Below are 24,658 nucleotides of genomic sequence, written 5' to 3'. Positions count from 1 at the left end.
GTCGCGTCCGCGCCGGCATCCTGGGCGACTCGGACCGGTGACGGGGCTGCGCCGTGCGGCGCAGCGGCTTCCCGGTGCGGGCCGCCGGGGCCATGGTGGGTGCATGCGCAGATCCGCGGCGGCGGCCGGCAGTTCACTCTTCCTGGCACTCGCGCCGGGCACCGTGGCCGTCCTGATCCCCTGGTGGCTGACCGGCCGGCAGCCCGGTCACTGGTGGCCGCCGGTGCGCGCGCTCGGTCTGCTGCCGCCGGCCGCGGGCGCGTACGTGCTGCTGACCGCCTTCGTGCGGTTCGTCCGCGAGGGACTCGGCACCCCGGCGCCGGTCGCGCCTCCCGATCATCTGGTCGTGGGCGGGCTGTACCGGTACGTCCGCAATCCGATGTACCTGGCGGTCGTCGCGGTGATCCTCGGTCAGGCCCTGCTGCTCGCGCGACCGCTGCTCCTGGCGTACGGGGCGATCGCATGGCTGGTGATGGCGGCTTTCGCCCGGTGGTACGAGCAACCGGAGCTGGTGGCGCGGTTCGGCGCGGACTACGAGCGCCACCGGCGGGCGGTGCCCGGCTGGTGGCCCCGGCCCGGTGCGTGGCACTACTCCGGCTGAGCACGCGTCACGGGCATGGCGGCGACGGAACGTCGGGCGACCGGGTGCGAGGAAGTCCGGCCCGAGAGACGAGGGGAGACCCCGGGCATGGACATGCCGAGGGCCGGCCGACGGCCCCACTCCGTCCGGCCGACCCTCGGTGCGAAATCGCGTGGTGTCCCCGCGACGTGGCCCGCACTCCCCAGTCACGGACCTCGGTCGCTCTTCACGGGGACGTCGCGATCCCGGTCTCTCAGAACGTGAAGACGGTCGTCCCGTAGGAGTTCTTCACGCACTCGTTGGCGAAGGTGCGTTCGTAGGAGACGCGCTTGCCCTGCCAGACACCCTCGACCGTGACCACCACGGGGTCGTATTGCCTGGTACAGAAGACGCCGTCTCTGAGCGTCAGCGCGCCCGGATCCCCGCCGGCGCCGCGCAGTTCGGCGCAGGCCTGCACGGCGGCGGGGTGGGTGCCGGAGGCCGTCGGGGCGCAGTTCAGGGTGACGGCCCGCTCCGGTGTGACGGTGGCCGCGGTGGCGCCGTGGCCCGTGGTGAGCACCAGGGCCGACGGGGCGTAGAGCCCGGACGGGCCGGCGGCGGGGGCGGCGTGGGCGGACCCGACGACGGGTCCGCAGACGGCGGTGGCCGTCAGAGTGAGAGCCGCTGCCCAACGCGCGGTGTTCGGCATTGTGTGCATCCTTCCGCTCGATCGAATGCGAAACCGGCTCGGTCGGGTGCCGGTTCGGCGAGCGCGAGTCTGCCGAGTCCTCACGAGAAACACACATCGACCCCATGCGTTTCGGTAACTTTGAGTGTTGAAGCAGTGGCGTGAAGTTACGGAATTCGAACGCCTGGGCCCCGGAATTGAGCCACCGTTGATCGCCCGCCGGGACCTCATGGCCAGATTTCCGTGGCTCGGCAATAGGCCTGAAACATTCCGCTTCACCCCGCGCCGGACCCCCGCGGCGCCCCCGTGCGGGCCCCCGGCGGAGCCAGGCACCGACCGCGCCTTCAGCCCACAGCGGACTTCGCCCGGACCCTCTTGCCCCATTTCGCCCGCGGAGTAATGGTGATTACATGATTACATCGGAGCAACGCGACAAGCTGCGCGGCTGGTTCGCCGGCCGCCTGCCCGACGACCTCTTCGAGAGCCTCGTGGAGGTCACGGTCGACCGGGAGGAGATCACGGTCGTCGGCCGCATCCCCGAACCCCGGCTCGGCGACGACGCATCGGACGCCGAGAAGGAGGCGGCCGTCGAGGCACGCGTCCAGGAATTCAGGGAGCGCACCCGCGAGGACCGGATCGCGGTGGCGCGCGAGGCGGAGCACCGGTTCCGCAAGAAGGTGTCCTGGGGCGTGGAGTGCGGCTCGGTGCGCGCCCTGTTCACGCACGTCGCGGCGCCGGTCATGACGCGGCTGCGCCAGCCCGAGCGCCAGGTCCTGGACACCCTGGTCGCCGCCGGGGTCGCCCGCAGCCGCAGCGACGCCCTCGCCTGGTGCGTGCGCCTGGTGCAGCGCCACACCGACGACTGGCTCGCGGAACTGCGCGAGTCGCTGGAGCACGTGCAGCGCGTGCGGGCGCAGGGTCCGGACACCGAACCGGGGGACACGGCGACCGACGAGGAGTGACCGGTTCTCCCTCCTCCGGCGCACGGACGGCCCCCGCCTCCCGGCTGTCGCGCCACACTGGGAACGGACACAACCGGACGGCTGTGTTCCGGCCGCTCCGGCTGTTCCGGCCGAGGGTTCGTCCGTACGCCGACGGCACGGCGGGCGGCGCCGGCACCCCGGGGATCGCCGGCACGGCGGGCCTTCGCCGGGTCGTCGGGCCGTCGCCGGGTCGTCGGGCCGTCGCCGGGTCGTCGGGCCGTCGCCGGGTCGTCGGGCCTTCGCCCGACAGGAAGGACCGGAGGCTCACCGTGCCGGACATGGACGAGACGGAAGCGCGACGCCGCTTCCTCACCGCGCGGGTGGCGCGGCTGGCGACCGTGGACGCCGGGGGGCGCCCGCACCTGGTGCCGGTCGTGTTCGCCGTACTCGGCGACGAGATCGTCACCGCGGTCGACGGGAAGCCCAAGCGGTCCCCGCGGCTGAAGCGGCTGCGCAACATCGCGGCGCACCCGGCCGTCTGTCTGCTCGTGGACGCGTACGACGAGGACTGGAGCCGCCTGTGGTGGGTCCGGGCGGACGGCGACGCACGCGTCGTGCCGCCCGCCGCGCCGGAGGGAACTGCGCGGGAGACGTACGGAACGGCGGTCGCCGCGCTGCGCGAGAAGTACGCCCAGTACCGCGGCCGGCCGCCGGACGGCCCGGTGATCGCGGTCGCCGTCCACCGCTGGCACGGATGGCTCGCCGCGCACGGCGAGGACCCGGCCGGCTGACCCGCACCCCATGCCCCTCCCCCTCCCGGCGGCGGCCGGCACGGAATGGACGAATGCTCCAGGGTGTCCGCAAGGGATGGATGGTTCGCCCACTGGTGTGCACTTGACAGGCCGCCGTAGCGTCGGCACACCCCTTCAAGGAAGGCGTCCCCTCACGCCGCACACCCCGGCGGCGGCCACCGGCCTTCCTCCCACCGCGCCACAACGCGCTCCACCGCCCGTCCGGGTACAGGCACTTCGCTGGAGCACTCTTGTCCGACAACTCCCCGACCACTCCCCCGCCGTCCCTCACCGAGGTCGAGACCTACGGTGTCGAGCGCATCCCCGACGCGGACCGCACCGCGACGCCGCTCGACCTGTTCCGGGTCGCCTTCGGCGGTGCGAACACCTTCTCCACCTGCGTCCTCGGGGCCTTCCCCATCCTCTTCGGGCTCTCCTTCTGGCAAGGGCTCGCCGCGACGCTCCTCGGCGTGGTCGTCGGTGCGCTGATCCTGTGCCCGATGGCGGTGTTCGGGCCGGCGAACGGCACGAACAACGCGGTCGCCTCGTCCGCCCACCTCGGCGTGCACGGGCGCGTCGTCGGCTCGTTCCTGTCGCTGCTGACGGCCGTCGCGTTCTTCTCCATCTCCGTGTGGAGCTCCGGCGACGCCCTGGTCGGCGGCGCGCACCGGCTGTTCGGCCTGGAGCGCAGCACGCTCTCGTACTCCGTCGCCTACGCGCTCTTCGGTGGTCTGGTGCTCGCGGTGTGCGTGTACGGCTTCCGCTTCATGCTGTTCGTCAACAAGATCGCGGTGACCTCGGCGACCGTGCTGTTCCTGGTCGGTGCGATCGCCTTCGCCGGGGACTTCGACCCGTCGTACGCGGGGGTGTTCACGTCCTCGGCCGACTCGGCCACCCAGGCGCTGTTCTGGCCCTCCTTCATCGGCGCGGCGCTGATCGTGCTGTCGAACCCGGTGTCGTTCGGCGCCTTCCTCGGCGACTGGTCGCGCTACATCCCGGCGGACACCCCGCGCCGCAAGGTCATAGGTGCCGCCTTCCTCTCCCAGCTCGCGACCCTGCTGCCGTTCGTCTTCGGACTCGCCACCGCCTCCATCATCGCGACCAAGGCGCCGAAGTACGTCGACCCGGCCGCCCCGGACTTCGTGGGCGGACTGCTCGCCATCTCACCGAGCTGGTTCTTCCTGCCGGTCTGTCTGCTCGCGCTGATCGGCGGCATGTCGACGGGCACGACGTCCCTGTACGGCACCGGGCTCGACTTCTCGTCGGTCTTCCCCCGGCTGTCCCGGGTCCAGGCGACGTTCCTGGTCGGCGCGCTCTCCATCGCCTTCATCTTCATCGGCCGCTTCGGGTTCGACCTGGTGCAGTCGATCTCGACCTTCGCCACGATGATCATCACCTGCACCACCCCGTGGATGGTCGTCATGATCCTCGGCTTCCACACCCGGCGCGGCTGGTACGACCCCGACGCGCTCCAGGTCTTCAACCGCCGTCAGCGCGGTGGCCGCTACTGGTTCGCGCACGGCTGGAACTGGCGCGGCATGACGGCCTGGTGGGTCGCCGCGGTGGTCGGCGTGCTCTTCACCAACATCCCCGGTCAGTTCGTCGGCCCGCTCGGCGACCTGGCGAACGGCGTCGACATCAGCCTGCCGCTGTCGCTGGCCGTGGCCGCGGTGCTCTTCCTGGCCCTGCTGCGGATCTTCCCCGAGCCCAGGGCCGCGTACGGGCCCGAGGGTGCGCGGTTCGCCCGTACCGTCGACGCCCCGGTGCCGCCGATCACCGGCCCCGGCGCGGAGGCGGCCGACCCGGCGCCTGCCCTCGCCGGCGAGGGCCGCTGATGGGGAGCTGGCTGGACCTGTCCGTCCCTCTGGTCACCGGGATGCCCGTGTATCCCGGTGACCCGGAGGTGGAGGTCTCGCAGGCCCTGCGGGCCTCGCGGGACGGGGTCAACGTCCAGCGCCTGCACATGGGTTCGCAGTCCGGGACGCACGTCGACGCGCCGTACCACGTCGACGACGCCTGGCCCACGCTCGACGCGCTGCCGCTGGACCGGTTCGCGGGCCGCGCCGTCGTGGCCGACGCCCGGGGCCTTCCGGCCAGGTCACCGATCACCCCGGAGCTGCTCACGCCCGCCCTCAGCCGGCTGCGCCTGGAGCCCGGCTCGATCCTGCTGCTCGTCACCGGATGGTCGGCGCACTGGGGCACGGCCGGATACCTGGACCATCCGTGGCTGACCCCGGCGGCGGCCGAGGCGATGGTGGAGGCGGGCGTCCGCACCGTGGCCGTCGACGCGCTCAGCGTCGACGCCACACCCCGGCCCGGCGACCCCCACGCGGACTTCGGGCTCCCGGCCCATCGCGTCCTGTGCGGTGCGGGAGGCGTCATCGCGGAGAACCTCACCGGCCTGGAGCAGCTGGTGGGCGCGCGGGAGGTCGAGGTCTTCCTCTTTCCGCTGCGGCTGCCCGCGGCCGACGGAGCGCCGGTGCGAGCGGTGGCCCGCGTCGGCTGACCGCACAGCCCCGCGCGCCGGCCCTGCTCGCCGGCTCAGGTCCGCGGCCCCGCGACGGTGCGCGCGACGTCGAGGGTCAGCCGGTGCCAGGGGTCGCGGGGGTCGCGGGCCGTCAGTTCCCGGATGCGCCGCAGGCGGTAGCGCAGGGACTGCGGGTGCAGGTGCAGGGCGCGGGCCGCGGCGCTCGCCGAACCCGCGTCGATGTACGCGGTGAGCGCCTCCAGGAGGTGGCGCTGGTCCGGGTCCGTGAGCGGACCGAGGACCAGGCGGGCGATGTGGTCGGGGGCGGCCGCGGGATGACCGGCGAGCAGGGCGAGGACCTGTGCGTCGGCGTCCGTGAGGAGGCCACCGGGACGGTGGGCGTGGGCGGGCGCGGTGTCCAGGGCGTCGGCGGCCAGACGATGGGCGACGGCGACCCGGTCCAGGCCCTCGCCGGTGACGGCGCAGCCGCGCCAGGCCCGGCGCGCCAGCAGGGCGCCCGCCCGGCCGACGGCCGCGGCGGAGAACATCAGTACGGCGCGGGAGCCGCGGATCGTGGACAGTGAGGTGCCCGTGCCGCCGAGTTCGTCGAGCAGTTCCGTCGCCGCCTCGTACGAAAGGTCCGGGCCGCCCGGCTCCTGTGTCTCCGCCACCAGCAGGCAGTAGGGCTCGGGGAGCTGGACGCCGAGCCGGGCCGACCGGTCCGTCAGCGCGCCCGCCGAGGCGTGCCGTCCGGCGATCAGGTCGTCGAGCAGCAGCCGCAGGGCCCGGTCGCGGTCCCCCGCGAGGTCCTCGCTGGTCACGGCGTAGGCCGTGGCCATCTCCTCGGAGAGTGTGTCCAGGGCGGTCAGCAGCATGCGGGCGAGCGCGAACGCGTCGGCCGCCGCCAGCCCCGGAGCGCGGGCCGCGATCTCGTCGGTGAGGACCGTCGCCGCGACGCGGTAGGCGCGCAGCACCGCCTGGACGGGACGCCCGTCCGCGGCGCGGGCCGCCGCGATGCCGCGAAAACGCCGCAGGTCGGCGGGTTCCAGGGCGCCGTCGGTCACCCACAGGTGGAGCAGTCTGTCCACGCCCCAGGCCGCGATGGCGCGGACCTCCGGAAGCCGGCTGTCGTCCAGCGCCGCGTACACCGGGACCTGCGCGTGGACAGCCGCGACGACCGCCTCCACGACCCTCGGGTCGGCGACCATGTCGCGCCGGACCCGGGCCCGGGCCGCCGGGGACCCGCCCGTCGCGGTGTCCGGCCGCCCTTCGGACCCGGCCCTCGGCGCGGGACCGGAGCCGGCGTTCGTCCTGCTGTTTGTCACCCCGTGATAGTCCCAGTCGCGCGATGTGCGCACCATGGTGGACGGACCTTGTCACAGTCGCAAGGATCGTCGGCGTACAGCGCGGTCTCAGGGACGAGAGGCGGGACGTACGGATGGCGAAGCATTGGGCCGACTTCCAGTACGAGATCTATCTGAACGGAATGACGGGTGCCGTACCCCGGCTGCCCACCGATCTGACGCGGCTGGAGGAGCTCACCGAGCAGCGCCTCGGTCCCGGTCCGGTCGGCTATGTGGCGGGCAGCGCGGGCAGCGGCAGTACCGCACGCGCCAACCGGGAGGCCCTGGACCGGCGTCGGATCGTGCCGCGCATGCTGCGTGACGTGCACGAGCGCGACCTGTCCGTGGAGGTGCTGGGCCGCGCGCTGCCCGCACCGCTGGCGCTCGCGCCGGTGGGCGTCCTGTCGATCATGCATCCGGGCGCCGAGCCGGCCGCCGCGCGGGCCGCCGCGGCGCAGGGCGTCCCGTACATCCTGTCGTCGGCCTCCAGCACCCCCATGGAGCAGGTCGCGGAGGCGATGGGCGACGGGGAGCGGTGGTTCCAGCTGTACTGGGCGAAGGACCGGGAGGTCACCCGGAGCTTCCTGGACCGGGCCAAGGCCTCGGGGTTCACCGCGCTGCTCGTCACCCTCGACACTCCCCTGCTGGCCTGGCGTCCGCGCGACCTCGATCAGGCGTACCTGCCGTTCCTGCACGGCGTGGGCACCGCCAACTACTTCTCCGACCCGGCGTTCCAGGCGGGTCTGGCGAAGCCGGTGCACGAGGACCCGAACGCGGCCGTGATGCACTTCGTGGGCATGTTCGCGGACCCCGGCAAGACCTGGCCCGACCTGGCCTTCCTGCGCGAGAACTGGGACGGTCCGATCGTCCTCAAGGGCATCCTGCACCCGGACGACGCGCGCCTCGCGGCCGACGCGGGGATGGACGGCGTGGTCGTCTCCAACCACGGTGGCCGGCAGGTGGCGGGGTCGGTGGCCGCCGCCGACGCGCTGCCCCGTGTCGTCGAAGCGGTGGGCGACCGGCTGACCGTCCTGTTCGACAGCGGCGTACGTACGGGCGACGACATCTTCAAGGCGCTCGCGCTCGGCGCGCGGGCCGTGCTCGTCGGCCGCCCGTACGCCTACGGGCTGGGCCTCGACGGGCAGGCGGGCGTCGAGCACGTCATCCGCTGCCTGCTCGCCGAGTTCGACCTGACACTCGCCCTGTCCGGGCACGCCCGCCCGGACACCATCGGCCCCGACGACCTGACCGAGGACAGCGCATGACCGACCCGAAGAACGTCCTCGCCGTCGTCTCGCCGCACGTGGGCGGACGGACGGCGGGCGCCGCGCTCGCCGGCGTCTTCCCCGGCGAGGCCCGGGTGACCGTGGTGGAGGCCACCGACGAGGACCCCGTCGCGCTGCGCGAGGCGCATGTCGTCATCACCGGTCTGGCCCCGGTGACCGCCGAGCACATCGCCGCCGCACCGGCCCTGGAGCTGATCCAGTGCGCCAGTCACGGCTTCGACTACGTCGACCTGGACGCGGCGCGCGCCAAGGGCGTCCCGGTGTGCAACATCGGCTCCAGCGGTGCCGAGAAGCAGAACGTGGCCGAGCAGACCTTCGCCCTGATGCTCGCCCTCGCCAAGCAGCTCGTGCCCGCGCACACCGCCCTCGTCGAGGCCGACTGGGCCCTGCCGCGGCTCCAGCAGTCGATCACCGAGCTGTCCGGGAAGACGCTCGGCATCGTGGGGCTCGGGCACATCGGCGAGGAGGTCGCCCGCCGCGCGGTCGCCTTCGACATGACCATCGTGTACGCGGGTCCGCGGCCGCTCGACGCGGAGACGGCGGCCCGGCTCGGCGGGGCCCGCCATGTCGGGCTCGACGAACTGCTGCGGACCTCGGACTACGTCACCCTGCACGCGCCCCTGACCGACGACACCCGGCACCTGCTGAACGCCGAGCGGCTCGCGCTGCTCAAGCCGACGGCGTTCGTCGTGAACACCGCGCGGGGCGCCCTGATCGACCAGGACGCCCTCGCGGACGCGCTGGAGGCGGGCGCCCTGGCCGGCGCGGGCCTCGACGTGTTCGACCCCGAACCGCCCACCCCGGCCCTGCGGTTGCTGAAGGCGCCGAACGTGGTGCTCTCCCCGCACGTCGCCGGTGTCACACGCGAGACGCTGGTGCGGATCGCGCTGGCGGCCGTCCAGAACGCGGCCGACTTCGTGGCGGGCAAGCCGCCCCGGGACGTCGTCTCGTAGAGCAGTCGCCCCGGCACCTTGAGGCCGCGGCGCGGGGTTCAGCACGGGGCCGGCCTGACCCCGGCGTCACGCCGGGGTCAGGCCGGTGTCGGGCCGCGACTCACGGTGGCGTCGCGCCGCGCCCACGCTGCGGTCGCGCCCTCGCTCTCACGGTGCGGTCGCGGCCGCGGCCTCCCGATCCTGGAGCCCCGCGTCGTCGACGAGTCCTGACAGGCCGAGGGGCAGCACGGACTGCGGGTCCGCGTCGTCGTGGCCGTCGCCGACGGCCACCGCGCGCGGCTCCTGGTAGGGCTGTGCCGCGGTGGGCCCGGGGTCGGCCGGCACCTCGGCGGACGGCTCACCGTGTCCCTCGCCCGGCTGCGCGGGAGTGTCCTCGACGGTGGGCTCGTCGCTCGCGGGCGGGGCCGACGGGCCGGAGGTGCCCGCGACCGACAGCGACTTGGGGCGGTCCGACGGGGAGTCGGTGCGCCAGCGCTGCTCGTCGGAGCCGTCGCGGACCTTGACCACGACGTCGGTGTCGGGGTCGTCCGACGCCGGCGCGACGGCGAGTCCGTCGCGCCGGCGGGGCAGCAACTCGCCCTGCACGGTGAGGTCGTAACGCATGTCCTTGCCACGCGCCGCGTTCTCGGCGACACAGCGTTGCAGCAGGACGACACCGTTGTCGGCGTGCGAGTCCAGGCACAGCCCGGGATCGGCGATGCTGCGCAGCAGTCCGTCGTACTCGTACGACCACTGCTGGGTCCAGGCCGACGAGCACACCGCGAGTTCGGTCTCGGCGCCCGGCTTCGCGTTGCCGCCCCTGATGTCCAGGCACAGGTCTGCGGCGAGGTTGCGCAGCCGGGTCTGCTCGGCGCCCGTCGGCAGTCCCGCCGAAGTGGGCGGCGACGAGGCGGCCGACGGAGTCCGGGAGCCGGGGGCCTCGGACAGGCTGTGGCTGCTGCCGGCGCCCGTGGAGGCCGCGGGGTCGGCACCTCCCTCGTCGTGCGGCCACAGACCGGCCGCGAGGACGGTCGCGAGGAGGACGGCCGACAGCCCGGCGCCGGTCAGCACGGCCTTGGGAGGGACCTCGCCCTGCCGGGCCGCCCCGCGGCCCGGGGTGGGGAACTGCCCCAGCAGGCGGTGCCGCCCACCGCCGCCCTGGCGCCCGCCGGTTCCCGGCCGTCCGTCCGCGCCGTGCCCGTCGCCGCGGCGGGCTCCGCCACCGGGACGCCCGCCGCTCCCCGGAAGCCGTCCGCCGAAGGGGGTACCACCACGGGGGCGCAAGCGCTGTCCCGCACGCCCGGGGCGTGAGTCGAGATAGCGCTGTGCGCCCCAGCCGAGCACGGCTTCGGCGATCAGCGATCCCAACCCCCTCTCGAAATGGCCGAGTTGTTCTGCCGCGTGCCGGCAGTACGAGCACTCCGCCAGATGCTGCCGGACATCGGGAAGCAGGGCGCCGCCCCGGCGGATCGGCACGTCGAGGAGGCGGTTGTAGAAGCCGCATTCCTTGCTGGGCGCGAGTTCCCGGTGGGCGCGTACACAGCCCTCACGGAATTGCTCGCGGGCCTGCTCCAGGGCGGCCGACGCGATGTCGGTGTCCATGCCCGACAGACCAGCCGGTACGGATATGGGCTCCGCCTCGACCTCGGTGTGCCACAGAAGGCACCGGGACAGTCCCGGCAGAGTATGGAAAGCACGCTCCGCCAGCTTGCGATTTTCGGCCGTCATGGACTTCGCGGCGCGCATGCCGCGGCCCCCCGCGGGTTTCCCCAGGTCCGGCAGAACACCGGTTATCCGGTCGTCCGCGGACCACTCCCTGACGGTGTCGCGTACGTCCACGAGGAGTTCGGGCCGCAGGGCGATCGCCGAGTCGCCTTCCCCGAGGCGGTCGAGCGCCCGGTGGAAGGAGGTCGCCGTCACCATGGAGGCGGCGGGTGCCGAGGAGGCGAGGCAGATGACCGCGTAGTCGTGAGCCGACTGCCAGTGCCGGGCCATCAGCAGGGCGACGGGGTGGGCGGCGTCGTCCTGCGCCGCGCCTCTCAGCCGGGCGGCGAGACTCTCGTCGGATTCACCGGGAACGCCACCGGGCGGATAAGGGGGACGAGGGGGGTGGGGGGTGCGCACGGAGCGGGTTCCTTCCGAGGTGCAAGGTGGCACACAGAATTCCTGACCGCCGAAAAAGGAGGCTGGTCGGTGCATACCTTTTTGACGGTGCGTCGGGAAAACGGCGAGGACGAAGGCCGCACGACGACCGCCGGTCAGGGGCTTTTTGAGCCCGCCGACGACTCGGAATGGCGAACAGCGGTTCAGACCCGGCCATTGGCCCGGCGCAGGGAGTTCACCCTCGCACAACACGCTCACGGCCAACAAGGCACTTGAGCAACATCAGGCTCATTGAAATAAAGTCAGATCCTGCGGCAACTCGCCGCGCTCGCACCGGCTTTCGAAATTCGACGCGCCCCGTGTGAACCGGGCGCACGCGCCGGAGCCCCTCGCACGCTCCCGGCGCGCGGAACTCCGTAGTCCACTGGAATCGGCCCTTCTCGGAGGCCCCGCGCAGGACGGCGGCTCTCCCGCGCGAAACCGGCCGCCGACCCCGATCCTCCCGCCCTCGGTCGGCGGCCCCGAGGGCGGGGCCCGGACCGGGCGGCGGCCCCGACCTCGCGGCCCCCCTTCGGCACCGGAGTCTCAGATCTGCCAGGAGCGCAGGCGGTCGGCCGCGCCGTAGACGTCGGCCTTGCCGGAGACGAGGTCGCGGGTGAGATCGACCAGTGCGCCGTAGGGCGGGTCGATGCCGACGCCGCTGACGAACATGTACGCCACCGCCGCCGAGCAGGCGAAGCGGGCGTTGGCGGCCGGCAGCGGCTTGAGCAGCGCCAGGGTGTGCAGCAGCGCCGCGGCCCGCCAGGCCGGGTCGGAGTCGACGCCGAGGCGGGGCGGGTCCACGCGGTGCCGGGCGACGGCGGCGACGAGCGCGGAGAAGTCGTTGACCGCGGGTTGGTCGGGCAGGACCTCTTCGTGACGCTGGAGCAGCCAGGGCACGTCGATGTGGATGACGGGTGCCATCGGTCAGGCGACCCGTCCTTCATGCCGGGCGGGCGGCTCGTCCTCGGGGAAGGCCGCGGCGAACTCGTCCGCGTGCGCGGCGAAGAAGCGGCGGAACACCTCCGCGCCCTCCTGGAGCGCCCGGTGCCGCACGATGTCGGCCGCGGCGGCCTCCCGGACGAGGGCCTTCATCGACGTACCGCGTTCCTTGGCGATCTGCCGCAGGTCCTCTAGCTCGCGGTCGCTGAACTCCACGTTGAGAGCTGGCATGCCATCACGGTACCGCGCGGGTACTTACTCGTAAATATCCGCTGGTCAGCGGCTACGGGCGGCGGTACCCGCCGGGCACCGAAACGGCGGGGCGCGGGCCGTCCGCTCGTGTCCCGTCCATGGCGTCGACGAGGCTGCCGACCGACGGTCCCGGCTCCGTCGGGCGCCCGCCCGTGAGGTCATCGGGGCGGGCGCCGGTCGGTCAGGCGGCCTTCCGCCCTGTGAGGGCGAGCAGCCGCTCCAGTGGCGTCGCGTCGGGGGCGGCCTCGACCTCGGGGCCGAAGGCCCCGCCGGCGCGGGCACCGTCGGCGATCCGCGTGGCGACGGCCGTCGCGGTGGCGATCACGTCGTCGTCCGCGGCGAAGGGCTGACCGGTGGCGGTCGCCAGGTCCCAGCCGTGCACCGTCAGCTCCATGATGGTGATCACCCCGGCGAACCGTGCGGGGCAGGTGTCCGGGCCGAAGGGCGTGTCGCCCTGCCAGGCGTCCGGCTCGCTCCAGGCGGCGACGAGCCGGTCGACGAGCGGCGGGAAAACCACCCAGGGCGGCTGGTTCAGCGTCGTCGGCGCGTCGGCGGGCACCGGCTCCTTCGCCGCGGCGTACTCGCCCGTGACGAGCGTGCCGAGGAGGTGTTCGCCGAGCCGGTGGACGTCGAAGTCGGCACAGGGCGTGGGAAGTTCACGCTTGCCGTCGAGTGCGGGCCGCCCGGCGTGGGCCAGCAGCCCGCGGGCGGCGCGGGCGAGCTGATCGCCGAGTACGGCGGGGTTCGCGTTCATGGGGTCGCTCCTGTTCGAAGGGCCGGCCCGTCGGCGGGCTCGGCTCCGTCCGGAGGACGGACCCGGGGCCGACGGCCGGACCGCCGGGAACCCGGACGGTCCTGCACAGACGGACCGGGCTCGACCGCGAAAGGAATCGGACCCGCGGGAACGGGGCCACCGGGGAGTGGGGCCGCCCGGGGGCGGGGGGCCTGTCGGGGGCGGGGCCGCCGGGGCACGGGCCCCCGGACGCGAGCCCGTCGAGAACCGGACCTCCGGAGCACGGGCCCCCGGACGCGGGCCCGTCGAGAGCGGGACCTCCGCGGCACGGGCCGCCCGGACGCGGGGCGAGTCCGGGGCCACGCCGTCACCGGCCACCTGGACACGCAGCAATGCGGGCAGGGACCGCCCAGGCACTCACCCGGGCACAGGGCCTGCCGAGTACGGAGCTCCCCGGGTACGGGGCGTGCGGGCAAGGGCTCCCCGAGCACGGGCCCACCCTGGCGTGGACCGCCGAGGCTCGGACTCCCGACCACGGGCCCGTCGGACAGATGGCCACCCGGACACGCGGCCCACCAGCCACGGGCCCACCGGGACACGGGGTGCCTGCCGAGCACGGACCCTGCCGGCCACCCGGCCACCCGGCACAGGGCGCCGTCGACGCACGCGACCGCCCGGCCCGCTCCGTCGCCCGCGACCGAGGCAGACGCTCGGCGCGCGGACCTTGCCCGGCAGCGAACTTCCGGCGGTCGGAGGGAGCCCACGTCCGCCCGGGCCCCGGCAGCTCGGGAGCCGGGGCCCGTCCGCCTCCGTGGCCCGCGGTCGGCCACGGTCCGGTCAGGTCTGCCACAGCCCGCGCCTGCGGTAACCGGCCTCCCAGAACAGGCGGTTGAGGACACGCACCGGTGGCGGCATGGTGCCGAAGAAGGCGGCGCGGTCGGCGGGCGGGGCGCCGTCGACGATCCAGGGCACGAAGAGAGCCGCCCCGCGCAGCCCCTGCGTCTCGCGGATGCGCCCGGTGAAGGCGCCCCAGTCGGCGGGGGTCAGCACCTCCTGGACGAGGGGCAGAGCACTCCTCTCCTCGTGTGCCAGGTGATCGTCGAGGGTGATGGTCAACGCCCGGACGAGTTCCGGTAGTTCGTCCAGCCGGTCCGTCAGGGCGGTGTCCACGGCGGCGAGCTGCGGATCCAGCCGGCCGTGCTCCGCCTCCATCTCCGCGAGGAGCGCGAGGTCCTCGGGGCGCCCCTCGACCTTGCGCTGCACGCGCGGCCACAGGTCGCTGTCCTCGGCCGTGTGGTGGATGTGCAGCTGCTTCCTGAAGTTCTCCCAGCCGGCCCGGACCGGCGCCGAGAAGGCGGTGCCGTCCGCGGCCGCCTTGCCGAGCCGCTCCAGGTCCCGCCGGAAGGCGTCGTGGGCGGCGTACATCACGGTGAGGTCGATGCTCATGAGGTGGCTTCCTCCAGTTCGGGCTCGTACACGGGAAGGGCGTGCGGGTTCGCGGACGGCCCGCGATGACGGCGTACGGCCAGGCAGGCGAGGGCACCCGTCAGCAGGACTCCGGCGGAGACCAGGAGGGCCGGGCCCATCGCGTCGACGAAGCCGTGGCCGAAGACCTGACCGCCCAGCGCCCGCATGCGGTCGGCGACACCGTGCGGCACACCGGACGGCGCGGCGGCCGACTGCCGGGCTCCGACGTCGGATTCCGCCTCGGAGAAGGCGGCGACGAAGCCGTCCCGGTAGGGGGCGGGGAGCTGTCCGGCGCGCTCCCGGGCCTGGTCGGTGAGCGAGGAGGCGAGCTGCGCCTGGAGCACGGCACCGACGACGGCGCCCGCGAGCACGGAACCCACCTGGCGCAGCGCGTTGTTGACGCCCGAGGCGGCTCCGGACAACCGGACCGGGACGTTGCGCATGACCTCCGTGGCCATCGGTGTGAAGGTGCAGCCCGCCCCCAGCCCGGCCAGGAGGAGCGGAAAGGCGACCGTCGTCCAGCCGGACCCGGCGTCCGCCACGGCCACGATCCACAACAGTGCGGCGGCCCAGGCCAGCAGGCCGGCCATCAGGATGAACTTGCCGCCGATCCTGTCGGCGAGGACACCGGCGGGGCCGGCCGTCACGAACGAGCCGAGGGCCAGGGGCAGCAGCACGAGGCCGGACTTGAGCGCGCTGAAGCCCAGCACCGACTGGAGGTAGATCGTCAGCGGCAGGAACAACCCGATGACGCCGAAGGACACCGTGATGCCGACCAGGTTGACGAGCGTGAAGTTGCGGTCCTTGAAGAGCGAGAACGGCACGAGCGGATCACGGTTCTGCCGGCCGCGCTCGTGCAGCAGGAACCCGGCGAAGAGCACCGCCGCCGCGCCGAACAGTGACCGGATCCAGCCGTTCCAGTCGTAGCGCTGTCCCTCCGTCAGAGCGAAGGCCAGACAGAACAGGGCACTTGAGGCGAGCAGCACGCCGGGGGTGTCGAAGCGGTGGCGCACGGTGCGGCGGGAAGCGGGAACGACCGCCGCGGCGAGGGCCAGGACGAGCACCCCGAGCGGAAGATTGACGAAGAAGATCCACCGCCAGTCGAGCCGGGTGATGAGCGCTCCCCCGATGATCGGTCCGAGCGCGCCGGAGATCCCCGCGACGGCGCCCCAGACACCCATCGCGGCGCCTCGCCGGTCGGCCGGGAACACCTCCGTGATGATCGACAGGGTCTGCGGCATGAGCAGCGCCGCGCCCAGCCCCTGGACCGCGCGGAAGGCGATCAGTTGGGCGGGGTCCTGCGCGAGGGCGCAGGCCAGGCTGGCGAGGGTGAACACGGCGACGCCCGCCATGAACAGATTCCGCTTGCCGCGCAGGTCGCCGAGCCGGCCCGCGGTGATCAGCAGGACGGCCAGCGCGAGGGTGTAGGCGTTGACGACCCACAGGATCTCGTCGAGGGAGGCGCCCAGGTCCTGGCCCATGTCGGGGATCGCGATGTTCACGATCGTCAGGTCGAGCAGGGTCATGAAGAACCCCAGGGAGAGCGTGACGAGGATCGCCCATGGGTTGCCGTGCCATTTCTTGAACACGATGTGTGTCTCCTTGTGCCGGAGCTGCGAACTCGCGTTCAAGAGGGCGCTCCCGCCGACGGGTGTGACGCCGGAGATGCGCCCTGAGACATACGTCACATCCGGCCCGCCGGGTGTCACATTCGAACCCCCTCAGCCCCTCGCAGTAGTGAGCACACCAAGGGAGGCGAGGCATGTCCGAGAGCCACCGAGCGGGGACCGGCGGCGTGGGTCCGGGCGCGGGTCGCGCGCCGGCCGGCGCCGTCGAAGGGGGGTCGCGTCCGCGTGGCGCGTCACCCGGCGGAGCCGAAAGGCCCGGCACGCCCGACCGGGCGTTCCCGGGCCGCCGTTCGGGCAAGCTCCCGGAGGACGGGCCGCGCGGCACGGACGACGGGGCGGGCAGCACGAACGGCGGTCCGGGCGCCGGAAACGGCGGCCCGAGCGGCGCGGACGGCGCGACGCGGGTCTTCGTGGCCCACCGCGAGCTGCTGTTCGCGATCGTCTACAACATGCTCGGCAGCGTCGCCGACACCGAGGACGTGCTCCAGGAGACCTGGCTGTCCTGGCAGGGCCGCGCCGGCCGCTCCCCGTTGGACGGGATCGCCAACCCGCGCGCCTACCTGGTCCGGATCGCCGTGAACCAGGCGCTCGCCCGGCGCGCCGCCATCACCCGCCGCCGGGAGACCTATGTGGGCCCCTGGCTGCCGGAGCCGCTGCTCGACGAGCCGGCCCCCGCGGGCGCCGCCGACGACCAGACCCTGCGCTCCGAGTCCGTGTCCCTGGCGATGCTCGTGGTCCTGGAGTCGCTGACCCCGCTGGAGCGCGCGGTCTTCGTCCTCAACGAGGTGTTCGGCTACGCGCACACCGAGATCGCCGGGGTCCTCGACCGCAGCCCCGCCGCGGTGCGCCAGCTCGCCCATCGGGCCCGGCAGCACGTGCACGCGCGCCGGCCGCTCTACCGCGCCCACCCCCGGGTGCGCCGGCAGGCGACCGAACGCTTCGTGGAGGCAGCGCTGGGCGGTGACATCACCGCGCTGATGGAGATCCTGGCGCCGGACGTCACGGTGTGGACGGACGGCGGGGGCAAGACCCCGCGGGCCGGGCTCCGGCCGGTGCACGGGCGGGACAAGGTGGCGCGTCTGTTCGCCGGTTACGCGACCCGCCGCGCGACCGGTCTCGACATCCGCTACCGGCGGGTCAACGGCGACGACTCCGCCGTGATCTTCGAGGGTGATTCCCCGTACGCCGTCATGGTCATGGACCTCGCGCCCGACGGCGAGCACGTCTGCGACGTCTACATCGTCACCAACCCCGAGAAGCTCGCGCACGTGCGCCGCGAGGAGGAGCCGGACACGCAGGAAGGCAGGCAGTCATGACGACCGGCGAGCGGCACGTCACCCGTGCGCAGGGCACCGCCGGGGGCACCGACGCCGGGCCCGCGGCACACCGGGCGGGCACGGCGTCGTCCGGCGAGCGCGTGGCGGACTGGTTCGACGGCCGGCTCGGCATCCACGCCTTCGGCGCGAAGTACCTGCGCAAGGTCTTCCCGGACCACTGGTCCTTCCTGCTCGGCGAGATCTGCCTCTACAGCTTCGTCGTGCTGGTCCTGACCGGGGTGTACCTGACGCTGTTCTTCCACCCGTCGATGAACGAGGTGGTCTACCACGGCAGTTACGTGCCGCTGAACGGCATCCGCATGTCGGAGGCGTACGCGTCGACCCTCGACATCAGCTTCGACGTGCGCGGTGGACTGCTGATCCGGCAGATCCACCACTGGGCGGCGCTGATCTTCCTCGCGGCGATGCTGACGCACATGATGCGGCACTTCTTCACGGGGTCGTTCCGCAGGCCCCGCGAGGTGAACTGGCTGTTCGGCTGGACGCTTCTGCTCCTCGGCATGTTCGAGGGGCTGTTCGGCTATTCGCTGCCGGACGACCTGCTGTCGGGGACCGGCATGCGGTTCGTGGACGGGGCGCTCCTGTCGGTACCCGTCGTCGGCACGTATCTGTCGATGTTCCTCTTCGGCGGGGAGTTCCCGGGCCATGACATCGTGCCGCGCTTCTACTCGCTGCACGTGCTGGTGATCCCCGGCATCATGGCCGCGCTCGTCGTCGCGCACCTGATCCTGGTCGTGTACCACAAGCACACCCAGTTCGGCGGGCCGGGGAAGACCGAACGCAACGTCGTGGGAACCCCGTTCATGCCGGTGTACATGGCGAAGGCGGGCGGCTTCCTGTTCCTGGTGTCCGGTGTCATCGCGCTGATCGCGGCGGTCGCCAGTATCAACCCGGTCTGGGCGTACGGCCCCTACCGCGCCGACCAGGTGTCGACGGGCGCCCAGCCGGACTGGTACCTGGGCTTCGCCGAGGGCCTGGTGCGGGTCATGCCGGGCTGGGAGATCACGCTGTGGGGCCACACCCTCGTCCTCGGCGTGCTCATACCGATCGTCGTCTTCCCGCTGCTGCTGGTCCTCATCGGCGTCTACCCGTTCGTCGAGGCCTGGGTCACCGGGGACCGGCGCGAGCACCATCTGCTGGACCGGCCGCGCAACCGTCCGGTGCGCACCGCGCTGGGCGCCGCGTGGATCAGCCTCTATCTGGTCCTGCTCGCGGGCGGCGGAAACGACATCGTGGCGACGCGCTTCCACCTGTCGATCAACACCGTGACCTGGGCGGTGCGGATCGCTCTGCTGGTGGTGCCGGTCGTCGTCCTCGTCGTGACCCGGCGCGTCTGTCTGGGCCTTCAGTTGCGGGACCGTGAACTGGTCGCGCACGGCCGTGCGACAGGGGTCGTCAGACGCCTGCCGCATGGCGAGTACGTCGAGGTCCACCGGCCCCTCGACCGTGCCGAACTCCACACGCTGACCGAGCACGAGCGACGCGGGCTGCCGCCCGCTCACCCGGCCGGCCCGTCAGGCGGCGGGGACCTCCAGGCGGCTGATCCTGATCGCGCCGTCGGCCGCCCCCGGGTGGGCGCCGGTCATGACGAGACGCAGCCGTGAGCCGCGCACCGCGTCGAAGGTGATCACGGTCGGGGCGTCAGAGGTGGTGGCCCGGTCGAGGACCGCCCCCTTCACGGGCACGTACCGCTCGCCGTCCCACACGGAGACCTCGACGGAGGCGGGCTGGGCGTGGGCCGCGTCGACGGTGAAGGACACTTCGACGCGGTCGACGGTGCGCGGGCGCGCCCAGGTGACCGAGACCCAGTCCTCCGCGCGGGGCCCGTCGAAGGCGGGCAGCAGGGCCGTCGTCGACTTGTGGAAGGCGTTGGACCACCCGGTGGTGGCGTCGCCGTCGAGCATGGCGGCGGGCAGGGTGTCGGGGCGGCCCGAGTAACTGGCGTCCGCGTACGGATAGTTCGGGGCCGCCGGGTGGTCGGGCCCGAACACCGGCGCCGGAGTGGTCGCCCGCGACCCGGCCTGGGTGGTGCGCACGCTCGTGGTCGCCCTGCGCAGGCCCTCCGCCCGGGCCGTCACCTTCAGGGTGCCCGTCTTCGTCCCGGACCGGACGATGGCGAGCGCCTTGCCGTGGAAGGCGGTGCGGGTCGCGGCCTGGTAGCGCTCGGCGCTCTCCTGCCGGCCGTTGTCGAGTCCGGCGACCGAGCCGCCGTCGACGTCGAAGGCGATCCGGTGCTCCGCGTCGGGCACGAGAACGCCGTGGGCGTCGACGACCTCCGCGGTCACGAACACGAGGGAGCGCCCGTCGGCGGGCAGCGACGTGCGGTCCGGGGTGAGGCGTATCGCGTGCGGGGCTCCCGCGGTGCGCAGGACGTCCGTCGCGACCACCTTGCCCCCGCGGCGGGCGACGGCCTTCAACTCGCCCGGCTCGTAGGCGACCTTCCAGGTGAGGTGGAGCTTGCCCGCGCTGCCGTTGGGGCTGGTGTAGCTGCCGGGGTAGGGGCCGTCGGTGAAGGTCTTGTCGTCGCCGGTCGCCTCGGTGGTCTCCAGGTACGTGCGGCCGTCGGTGGTCTTCTTGGTGTCGAACCGGCGCGTGCCGAGGGACGTTCCGTTGAGGAGGAGTTCGACGGTGTCGACGTTCGCGTAGGCCCAGACCTCGACCGTGTCGCCCGGCTCGTGGTTCCACGTCATGGGCAGCAGATGGACCATGGGCTCGGTCGTCCACTGGCTCCTGAACAGGTGGTACATGTCCTTCGGGAACCCCGCCGTGTCGACGGCGCCGAAGAAGGAGGCCTTCACCGGGAAGACGTCGTACGGGGTGGGCTCGCCGATGTAGTCGATGCCCGACCACAGGAACTCGCCCGCGAACCACTTGCGGTCCCGGTCCTTCTTGTGGCCGTACTCGCCGCTCATCGTCCAGGAGGCGAGGTTGTTGTCGTACGAGGAGGTGGCCCGCCGGCCGGGGGTGTGGTTCTCCCCGGTGTTGAGGTGCTCGGGCTCCTGGTAGGCGCCCCGGGTCGAGGTCTCGGAGGACGACTCGGACTCGAAGAGGAACAGGTGCGGGTAGGCGGCGTGCAGGTCGTCGACCGACTTGGCGGTGTTGTAGTTGAGGCCGAGCCCGTCCAGTTTGGCGAGCATGAGATCGGCCGCCGAACCCTTCGCCGGCAGGCGGCGGTACTTGTCCGAGCCGATCACCAGCGGCCGGGTGTCGTCGGCGGCCCTGACGGCGGCGATGATCCGGTCGGCCATGGCGAGTCCGGCCGTGGAGGTCGAGTCGGGGATCTCGTTGCCGATGGACCACAGGACCACGGCGGGTGAGTTGCGGGCGGCGAGGACCATCTCGGTGGCGTCCTTCTCGCACCACTCGTCGAAGAACCGCCCGTAGTCGTACTTCGTCTTCCCGGTGCGCCAGCAGTCGAAGGCCTCCACCATCATCACGATCCCCAGTTCCTCGCAGACCTGGATCATCTGCGGGGAGGGCGGATTGTGCGAGGTCCGGAAGGCGTTGACGCCCATCGACTTCATGACGGTCATCTGGCGGCGCACCGCGTCGAGGCTCACGGCCGCGCCGAGAGCGCCCTGGTCGTGGTGGAGGTCGACGCCCTTGATCTTGGCGTGGGTGCCGTTGAGGTGGAAGCCCTCGTCGGGGTCGAAGCGGAACGACCGGATACCGAAGGGGGTGCGGCAGGTGTCGACGGTCGTGCCGCCGGTGCGCAGTTCGGTCTCCAGCGTGTAGCGGTGCTGCGGCGTCGCGAAGTCCCACAACCTGGGTGCGGGCACGGAGAGTTCGTGGGTCTCGTCGGCCTGCTCGGCGACGGTGGCCGTGGTGGTCGTCCGGGCGGCCGTCCGGCCGTCGGGGTCGAGGATCCGGGAGATCACCTGGACCTCGGCCGGGGTGCCCGACGCGTTGACGACGGTCGTCCGCACCCGTACGAGCGCCCGCTCCTTCGTGATCTCCGGCGTGGTGACGTAGGTGCCCCACCGCTGGACGTGCACCGGTTCGGTGACGACCAGACGTGCGTCGCGGTAGATGCCGCTGCCCGAGTACCAGCGGCTGCTGGGGAGTTGGTTCTGCACCTTCACGGCGATGACGTTCTCGGTCCTGCCGTCCGTGTGCAGCAGCCCGGCGAGGTCGAGGGCGAAGCCCGTGTAGCCGTAGGGATGGCGGCCGACCTCGGTGCCGTTGCAGTACACGGAGGAGTCCATGTACACGCCGTCGAACTCCACGGACACCCGCTTGCCGGCGTACGCGGGCGGCAGGGTGAACGTGGTGCGGTACCAGCCGAGACCGCCGGGGAAGAATCCCGTCCCGCTGGTGGTGCCGTGCTCGGTGGTGGGCGTCTGCTCGATGCTCCAGTCGTGCGGTACGGCCACCTCGCGCCACGCCGAGTCGTCGTAGCCCGGCCGCGCGGCGTCCGCGTAGGCGCCGGTGGGGTCGGTGACGCCGCCCGGGTCGACCAGCGCGAAACGCCAGCCGTCGCGCAGTTCGACGGTGTGCCGCCCCGGGGTGTGCCCGGCCGCGGCCCGGGCGTCGGCGGCGCCCGTGAGTGCGCCGGCCGCGGGCACGGCCGTGCCCGCGATCAATACCGCTCTTCGTGTGACCGTCATGGCGGCTCTCCCTCATCAGGACCCAGAAGTCATCACAACTGATCGTGAACAAACAGATTCTGACGAGGCGACACACGCGGCCGTCAAGGGTGCGGAACTCACTTCCGACCCACCGAACACATCCGCCGGAAATCCGCCCTCCGGATGTCGTCCCGTCGGCCCGTGTTCAGGGGTGCGCGGGGCGCCCACGCACTAGGCTGGAACCCGAGTGACGCGCTTGTTCACTGTGAGTGTGCGCAATGGAGTGGCGACGATGAGCCCGGTCCACCACCTCGACGAGGCAGCCACGGCACGGGCGGTCATCGACGAGCACGGAACCCTGATCCACTGGAGCGAGGGGGCCCGCCGACTGCTGGGGTACGCGCCCGACGAGGTCGAGGGCCGCCCCGCGACGGCCCTGCTGGACCACGCCGTCGCCGCCGCACCGTCAGAACCCGCCGGTGACCGCTGGAGCGGCACCCTCCCGCTGCGCCACCGGGACGGCCACGTCCTGCCGGTCTGGCTGTTGGCGCACCGCCGCGACGAGGGCGACGGCTGGTTCGTCGTCACCCCCCTCACGGGCGCGCAACCGCCGCCCCGGGACGACCCGCTGATCCGGGCGGTCCTCTCCCAGTCGCCCTGCGCCACGGCTGTGTACGACACACGATTGCGGCTACTCGGGATCAACGACGCGATGGCCGGGGTGCTCGGCCTCGTGGAGGACCGCATCCGGGGTCTGCGGATCTCCGAGATCGGCGGCAAGCGGGCCGGCGAGCGGCTGGAGGAGGACATGTACGACGTCCTCGTCTCCGGACGGGGGCGTGACGTGGAGACCACCATGCGGACGGGCGGCGAGGGCCGCCCGCACGCCTGGCTGGCCCGGATGGCCCCGCTCACCGACGCCGACGGTCGCGTGCGCGGCGTCTGTGTGGCCGCGCACGACTTCACCGAGCAGTACAAGGCCCGCGAGCGGCTGCAACTGGTCAACGAGGCGAGCGTGCGCATCGGCACCACCCTCGACGTCACCCGGACGGCCCAGGAGCTCGCCGACGTCTGCGTGCCCGTGCTCGCCGACTTCGTCCGCGTCGACCTGCTCGACCCCCCGGAACCGGGCACCGAGCCGCAGGCAGGCCGGCCGACCGCTCCGGTCACCCTGCGCCGGGCCGCCCACCAGTCGGTGCTCCCCGGCTCGCCCGAGGCGCTCGTCAAGCCCGGTGACGTCGACGTCTACCCCGCGTCCTCGCCCCAGGCGGACGCCGTGGTCACCGGCCGGACGGTCGTCACCGCGGACGTCGCGACGGCGTTGCGGACCTGGCTGTCCGAGGACGAACGGCGCGGACGACGCGTCGCCGAGTACGGCATCCACGCCACGATGGCGGTGCCCATCCAGGCCCGCGGCCAGACGCTCGGCGTGGCCGTCCTGACCCGCTACCGGCGGCCCGACCCCTTCACCCCGGACGACGCCCTGCTCGCCGAGGAGGTCACCGCCAGGGCCGCCGTCTGCATCGACAACGCACGCCGGTTCTCCCGCGAGCGCGAGACCGCCCTCGCCCTGCAACGCAGCCTGCTGCCGCAGTCGCTGCCCCGCACCGCGGCCGTCGACGCGGCCTCACGCTACCTTCCCGCGGCGCGCGCCGGGGTCGGCGGCGACTGGTTCGACGTGATCCCGCTGTCCGGCATGCGGGTCGCCATGGTCGTCGGCGACATCGTCGGCAACGGCATCCAGGCCTCGGCGACCATGGGGCGGCTGCGCACCGCCGTCCGCACGCTCGCCGACATCGATCTGGCCCCCGACGAACTGCTCACGCATCTGGACGACCTGGTCGTCCGGCTGTCCGTGGAGGCCGGGGCCGAGGGCGTCACCGGCGAGATGGGCGCCACCTGTCTGTACGCCGTGTACGACCCGGTCTCCCGGCGGTGCACGCTCGCCCGCGCCGGACATCCGTCGCCCGTCATCCTCCGCCCCGGCGGACCGCCCCACCTCGTCGACCTCCCCGCCGGGCCGCCGCTCGGGCTGGGCGGCCTGCCCTTCGAGGCGGTGGAACTCGACCTGCCCGAGGGCACGGTGCTCGCCCTCTACACCGACGGGCTGATCGAGGGCCGAAACCGGGACCTCGACGCCGGACGGCGCCTGCTGTTCCGGGCTCTGGAGCGGCCGTCGCGGTCCTTGGACGAGGCGTGCCACGCGATCCTCCAGTCCCTGCTGCCCGTCGGCGGCGCCACGGACGACGTGGCCCTGCTGCTCGCACGCACGCGCGGCCTGGCCGCGTCCCAGGTGGCCACCTGGGACATCCCGGCGGACCCCGCCCTCGTCGCCCCGATCCGCAAGCAGGTGGTCGAGCAGCTGGACCACTGGGGGCTGAGCGAAGTGACGTTCACCGCCGAGCTGGTGGTCAGCGAGCTCGTCACCAACGCCATCCGGTACGGGGAGCCGCCCATCCGGCTGCGCCTCATCCACGACCCCGACACGCTCATCTGCGAGGTCTCCGACAGCAGCCACACCGCGCCGCATCTGCGCCGGGCGAAGATCTTCGACGAGGGGGGCCGCGGGCTGCTGCTCGTCGCCCAGCTCACGCAGCGGT

The 24,658-nt window shown here is 72.9% G+C and carries 19 protein-coding genes; 10 read left to right on the top strand and 9 right to left on the bottom strand.

The features are described from left to right. The first annotated feature begins 103 nt into the window (after window positions 1-103). Window positions 104-601 carry a methyltransferase family protein gene (locus BKI49_RS34230; protein WP_095938207.1) on the top strand — a complete coding sequence of 166 codons (498 nt, stop codon included), beginning with the start codon at window positions 104-106 and terminating at the stop codon, window positions 599-601. A gap of 232 nt (window positions 602-833) precedes the next feature. Here the strand turns inward: BKI49_RS34230 and BKI49_RS34225 are convergent, their stop codons facing one another. Continuing rightward, window positions 834-1,268, bottom strand: coding sequence for a protease inhibitor (locus tag BKI49_RS34225; protein WP_095938206.1), 435 nt, complete (start codon window positions 1,266-1,268; stop codon window positions 834-836). 389 nt (window positions 1,269-1,657) lie between these two features. Here BKI49_RS34225 and BKI49_RS34220 point away from each other — a divergent pair, with 389 nt between their 5' ends. The 4 genes from BKI49_RS34220 to BKI49_RS34205 all read left to right on the top strand — a co-directional run bounded on the left by BKI49_RS34220 (window position 1,658) and on the right by BKI49_RS34205 (window position 5,467). Further along, window positions 1,658-2,209, top strand: a complete 552-nt coding sequence (locus tag BKI49_RS34220) for a CoA-transferase family III protein (protein ID WP_095938205.1) — start codon at window positions 1,658-1,660, stop codon at window positions 2,207-2,209. Window positions 2,210-2,499: 290 nt separating this feature from the next. After that, window positions 2,500-2,961 carry a TIGR03668 family PPOX class F420-dependent oxidoreductase gene (locus BKI49_RS34215; RefSeq protein ID WP_373557630.1) on the top strand — a complete coding sequence of 154 codons (462 nt, stop codon included), beginning with the start codon at window positions 2,500-2,502 and terminating at the stop codon, window positions 2,959-2,961. A gap of 251 nt (window positions 2,962-3,212) precedes the next feature. Next, window positions 3,213-4,796 (top strand): purine-cytosine permease family protein, encoded by a 1,584-nt coding sequence (locus BKI49_RS34210; RefSeq protein ID WP_095938204.1) that lies wholly within the window; start codon window positions 3,213-3,215, stop codon window positions 4,794-4,796. Beyond that, a complete protein-coding gene (locus BKI49_RS34205) occupies window positions 4,796-5,467 on the top strand; it encodes a cyclase family protein (protein ID WP_095938203.1) in 672 nt (223 codons plus the stop codon). The genes BKI49_RS34210 and BKI49_RS34205 overlap by 1 nt, the downstream gene beginning before the upstream one ends. Before the next feature lie 35 nt (window positions 5,468-5,502). On the opposite strand, the gene BKI49_RS34200 is transcribed toward BKI49_RS34205, so the two are convergent. Next, the gene (locus BKI49_RS34200; RefSeq protein WP_095938202.1) at window positions 5,503-6,789 is read right to left on the bottom strand and encodes a PucR family transcriptional regulator; all 1,287 of its coding nucleotides are present in this window, start codon (window positions 6,787-6,789) and stop codon (window positions 5,503-5,505) included. A gap of 77 nt (window positions 6,790-6,866) precedes the next feature. Between BKI49_RS34200 and BKI49_RS34195 the strand changes: the two genes are divergently transcribed. Next, window positions 6,867-8,036, top strand: coding sequence for a lactate 2-monooxygenase (locus BKI49_RS34195; RefSeq protein ID WP_095938201.1), 1,170 nt, complete (start codon window positions 6,867-6,869; stop codon window positions 8,034-8,036). Then, complete coding sequence (locus BKI49_RS34190; RefSeq protein WP_095938200.1) at window positions 8,033-9,010, top strand: 2-hydroxyacid dehydrogenase; 978 nt, start codon at window positions 8,033-8,035, stop codon at window positions 9,008-9,010. Before BKI49_RS34195 ends, BKI49_RS34190 begins: the two co-directional genes overlap by 4 nt. Before the next feature lie 147 nt (window positions 9,011-9,157). On the opposite strand, the gene BKI49_RS34185 is transcribed toward BKI49_RS34190, so the two are convergent. The 6 genes from BKI49_RS34185 to BKI49_RS34160 all read right to left on the bottom strand — a co-directional run bounded on the left by BKI49_RS34185 (window position 9,158) and on the right by BKI49_RS34160 (window position 16,114). Then, window positions 9,158-11,113, bottom strand: a complete 1,956-nt coding sequence (locus BKI49_RS34185) for an RICIN domain-containing protein (protein ID WP_095938199.1) — start codon at window positions 11,111-11,113, stop codon at window positions 9,158-9,160. Window positions 11,114-11,677: 564 nt separating this feature from the next. Next, a complete protein-coding gene (locus BKI49_RS34180; protein WP_095938198.1) occupies window positions 11,678-12,055 on the bottom strand; it encodes a toxin Doc in 378 nt (125 codons plus the stop codon). A gap of 3 nt (window positions 12,056-12,058) precedes the next feature. Then, window positions 12,059-12,304 (bottom strand): hypothetical protein, encoded by a 246-nt coding sequence (locus BKI49_RS34175; protein ID WP_095938197.1) that lies wholly within the window; start codon window positions 12,302-12,304, stop codon window positions 12,059-12,061. Window positions 12,305-12,506: 202 nt separating this feature from the next. Continuing rightward, on the bottom strand, window positions 12,507-13,079 hold the full coding sequence (locus BKI49_RS34170; protein ID WP_095938196.1) for a TIGR03086 family metal-binding protein: 573 nt from the start codon (window positions 13,077-13,079) through the stop codon (window positions 12,507-12,509). An 816-nt stretch (window positions 13,080-13,895) separates the two neighbouring features. Continuing rightward, window positions 13,896-14,504: a hemerythrin domain-containing protein gene (locus tag BKI49_RS34165; RefSeq protein WP_095938195.1), complete on the bottom strand. Its 609-nt coding sequence runs from the start codon at window positions 14,502-14,504 to the stop codon at window positions 13,896-13,898. Further along, window positions 14,501-16,114, bottom strand: a complete 1,614-nt coding sequence (locus BKI49_RS34160; protein WP_095938218.1) for an MFS transporter — start codon at window positions 16,112-16,114, stop codon at window positions 14,501-14,503. The genes BKI49_RS34165 and BKI49_RS34160 overlap by 4 nt, the downstream gene beginning before the upstream one ends. Window positions 16,115-16,287: 173 nt before the next feature. On the opposite strand from BKI49_RS34160, the gene sigJ reads away from it, so the two are divergent. Together sigJ and qcrB are read left to right on the top strand one after the other, a co-directional pair. Next, on the top strand, window positions 16,288-17,469 hold the full coding sequence (gene sigJ / locus BKI49_RS34155; protein WP_095938194.1) for an RNA polymerase sigma factor SigJ: 1,182 nt from the start codon (window positions 16,288-16,290) through the stop codon (window positions 17,467-17,469). Beyond that, window positions 17,466-19,094 (top strand): cytochrome bc1 complex cytochrome b subunit, encoded by a 1,629-nt coding sequence (gene qcrB / locus BKI49_RS34150; protein WP_095938193.1) that lies wholly within the window; start codon window positions 17,466-17,468, stop codon window positions 19,092-19,094. The genes sigJ and qcrB overlap by 4 nt, the downstream gene beginning before the upstream one ends. Here qcrB and BKI49_RS34145 read toward each other — a convergent pair. Beyond that, entirely contained in the window at window positions 19,005-22,097 is a 3,093-nt protein-coding gene (locus BKI49_RS34145) for a glycoside hydrolase family 2 TIM barrel-domain containing protein (protein ID WP_095938192.1), read from the bottom strand. The two genes, qcrB and BKI49_RS34145, sit on opposite strands and share 90 nt — an antisense overlap. 253 nt (window positions 22,098-22,350) lie before the next feature. Here BKI49_RS34145 and BKI49_RS34140 point away from each other — a divergent pair. Continuing rightward, a partial coding sequence (locus BKI49_RS34140) for a SpoIIE family protein phosphatase (RefSeq protein WP_095938191.1) occupies window positions 22,351-24,658 on the top strand: 2,308 nt, incomplete at its 3' end.

The sequence above is a fragment of the Streptomyces sp. Tue6028 genome (genome assembly GCF_002300165.1).
Lineage (GTDB): Bacteria > Actinomycetota > Actinomycetes > Streptomycetales > Streptomycetaceae > Streptomyces > Streptomyces siamensis.
This window is presented reverse-complemented; position numbering and strand designations above follow the sequence as displayed.

Coding starts and splice junctions, on each gene's coding strand:
- qcrB (WP_095938193.1), top strand. CDS start 17,466: ATGACGACCGGCGAGCGGCACGTCACCCGTGCGCAGGGCACCGCCGGG.
- BKI49_RS34165 (WP_095938195.1), bottom strand. CDS start 14,504: ATGAGCATCGACCTCACCGTGATGTACGCCGCCCACGACGCCTTCCGG.
- BKI49_RS34170 (WP_095938196.1), bottom strand. CDS start 13,079: ATGAACGCGAACCCCGCCGTACTCGGCGATCAGCTCGCCCGCGCCGCC.
- BKI49_RS34145 (WP_095938192.1), bottom strand. CDS start 22,097: ATGACGGTCACACGAAGAGCGGTATTGATCGCGGGCACGGCCGTGCCC.
- BKI49_RS34180 (WP_095938198.1), bottom strand. CDS start 12,055: ATGGCACCCGTCATCCACATCGACGTGCCCTGGCTGCTCCAGCGTCAC.
- BKI49_RS34230 (WP_095938207.1), top strand. CDS start 104: ATGCGCAGATCCGCGGCGGCGGCCGGCAGTTCACTCTTCCTGGCACTC.
- BKI49_RS34205 (WP_095938203.1), top strand. CDS start 4,796: ATGGGGAGCTGGCTGGACCTGTCCGTCCCTCTGGTCACCGGGATGCCC.
- BKI49_RS34195 (WP_095938201.1), top strand. CDS start 6,867: ATGGCGAAGCATTGGGCCGACTTCCAGTACGAGATCTATCTGAACGGA.
- sigJ (WP_095938194.1), top strand. CDS start 16,288: ATGTCCGAGAGCCACCGAGCGGGGACCGGCGGCGTGGGTCCGGGCGCG.
- BKI49_RS34225 (WP_095938206.1), bottom strand. CDS start 1,268: ATGCCGAACACCGCGCGTTGGGCAGCGGCTCTCACTCTGACGGCCACC.
- BKI49_RS34175 (WP_095938197.1), bottom strand. CDS start 12,304: ATGCCAGCTCTCAACGTGGAGTTCAGCGACCGCGAGCTAGAGGACCTG.
- BKI49_RS34220 (WP_095938205.1), top strand. CDS start 1,658: ATGATTACATCGGAGCAACGCGACAAGCTGCGCGGCTGGTTCGCCGGC.
- BKI49_RS34200 (WP_095938202.1), bottom strand. CDS start 6,789: ATGGTGCGCACATCGCGCGACTGGGACTATCACGGGGTGACAAACAGC.
- BKI49_RS34190 (WP_095938200.1), top strand. CDS start 8,033: ATGACCGACCCGAAGAACGTCCTCGCCGTCGTCTCGCCGCACGTGGGC.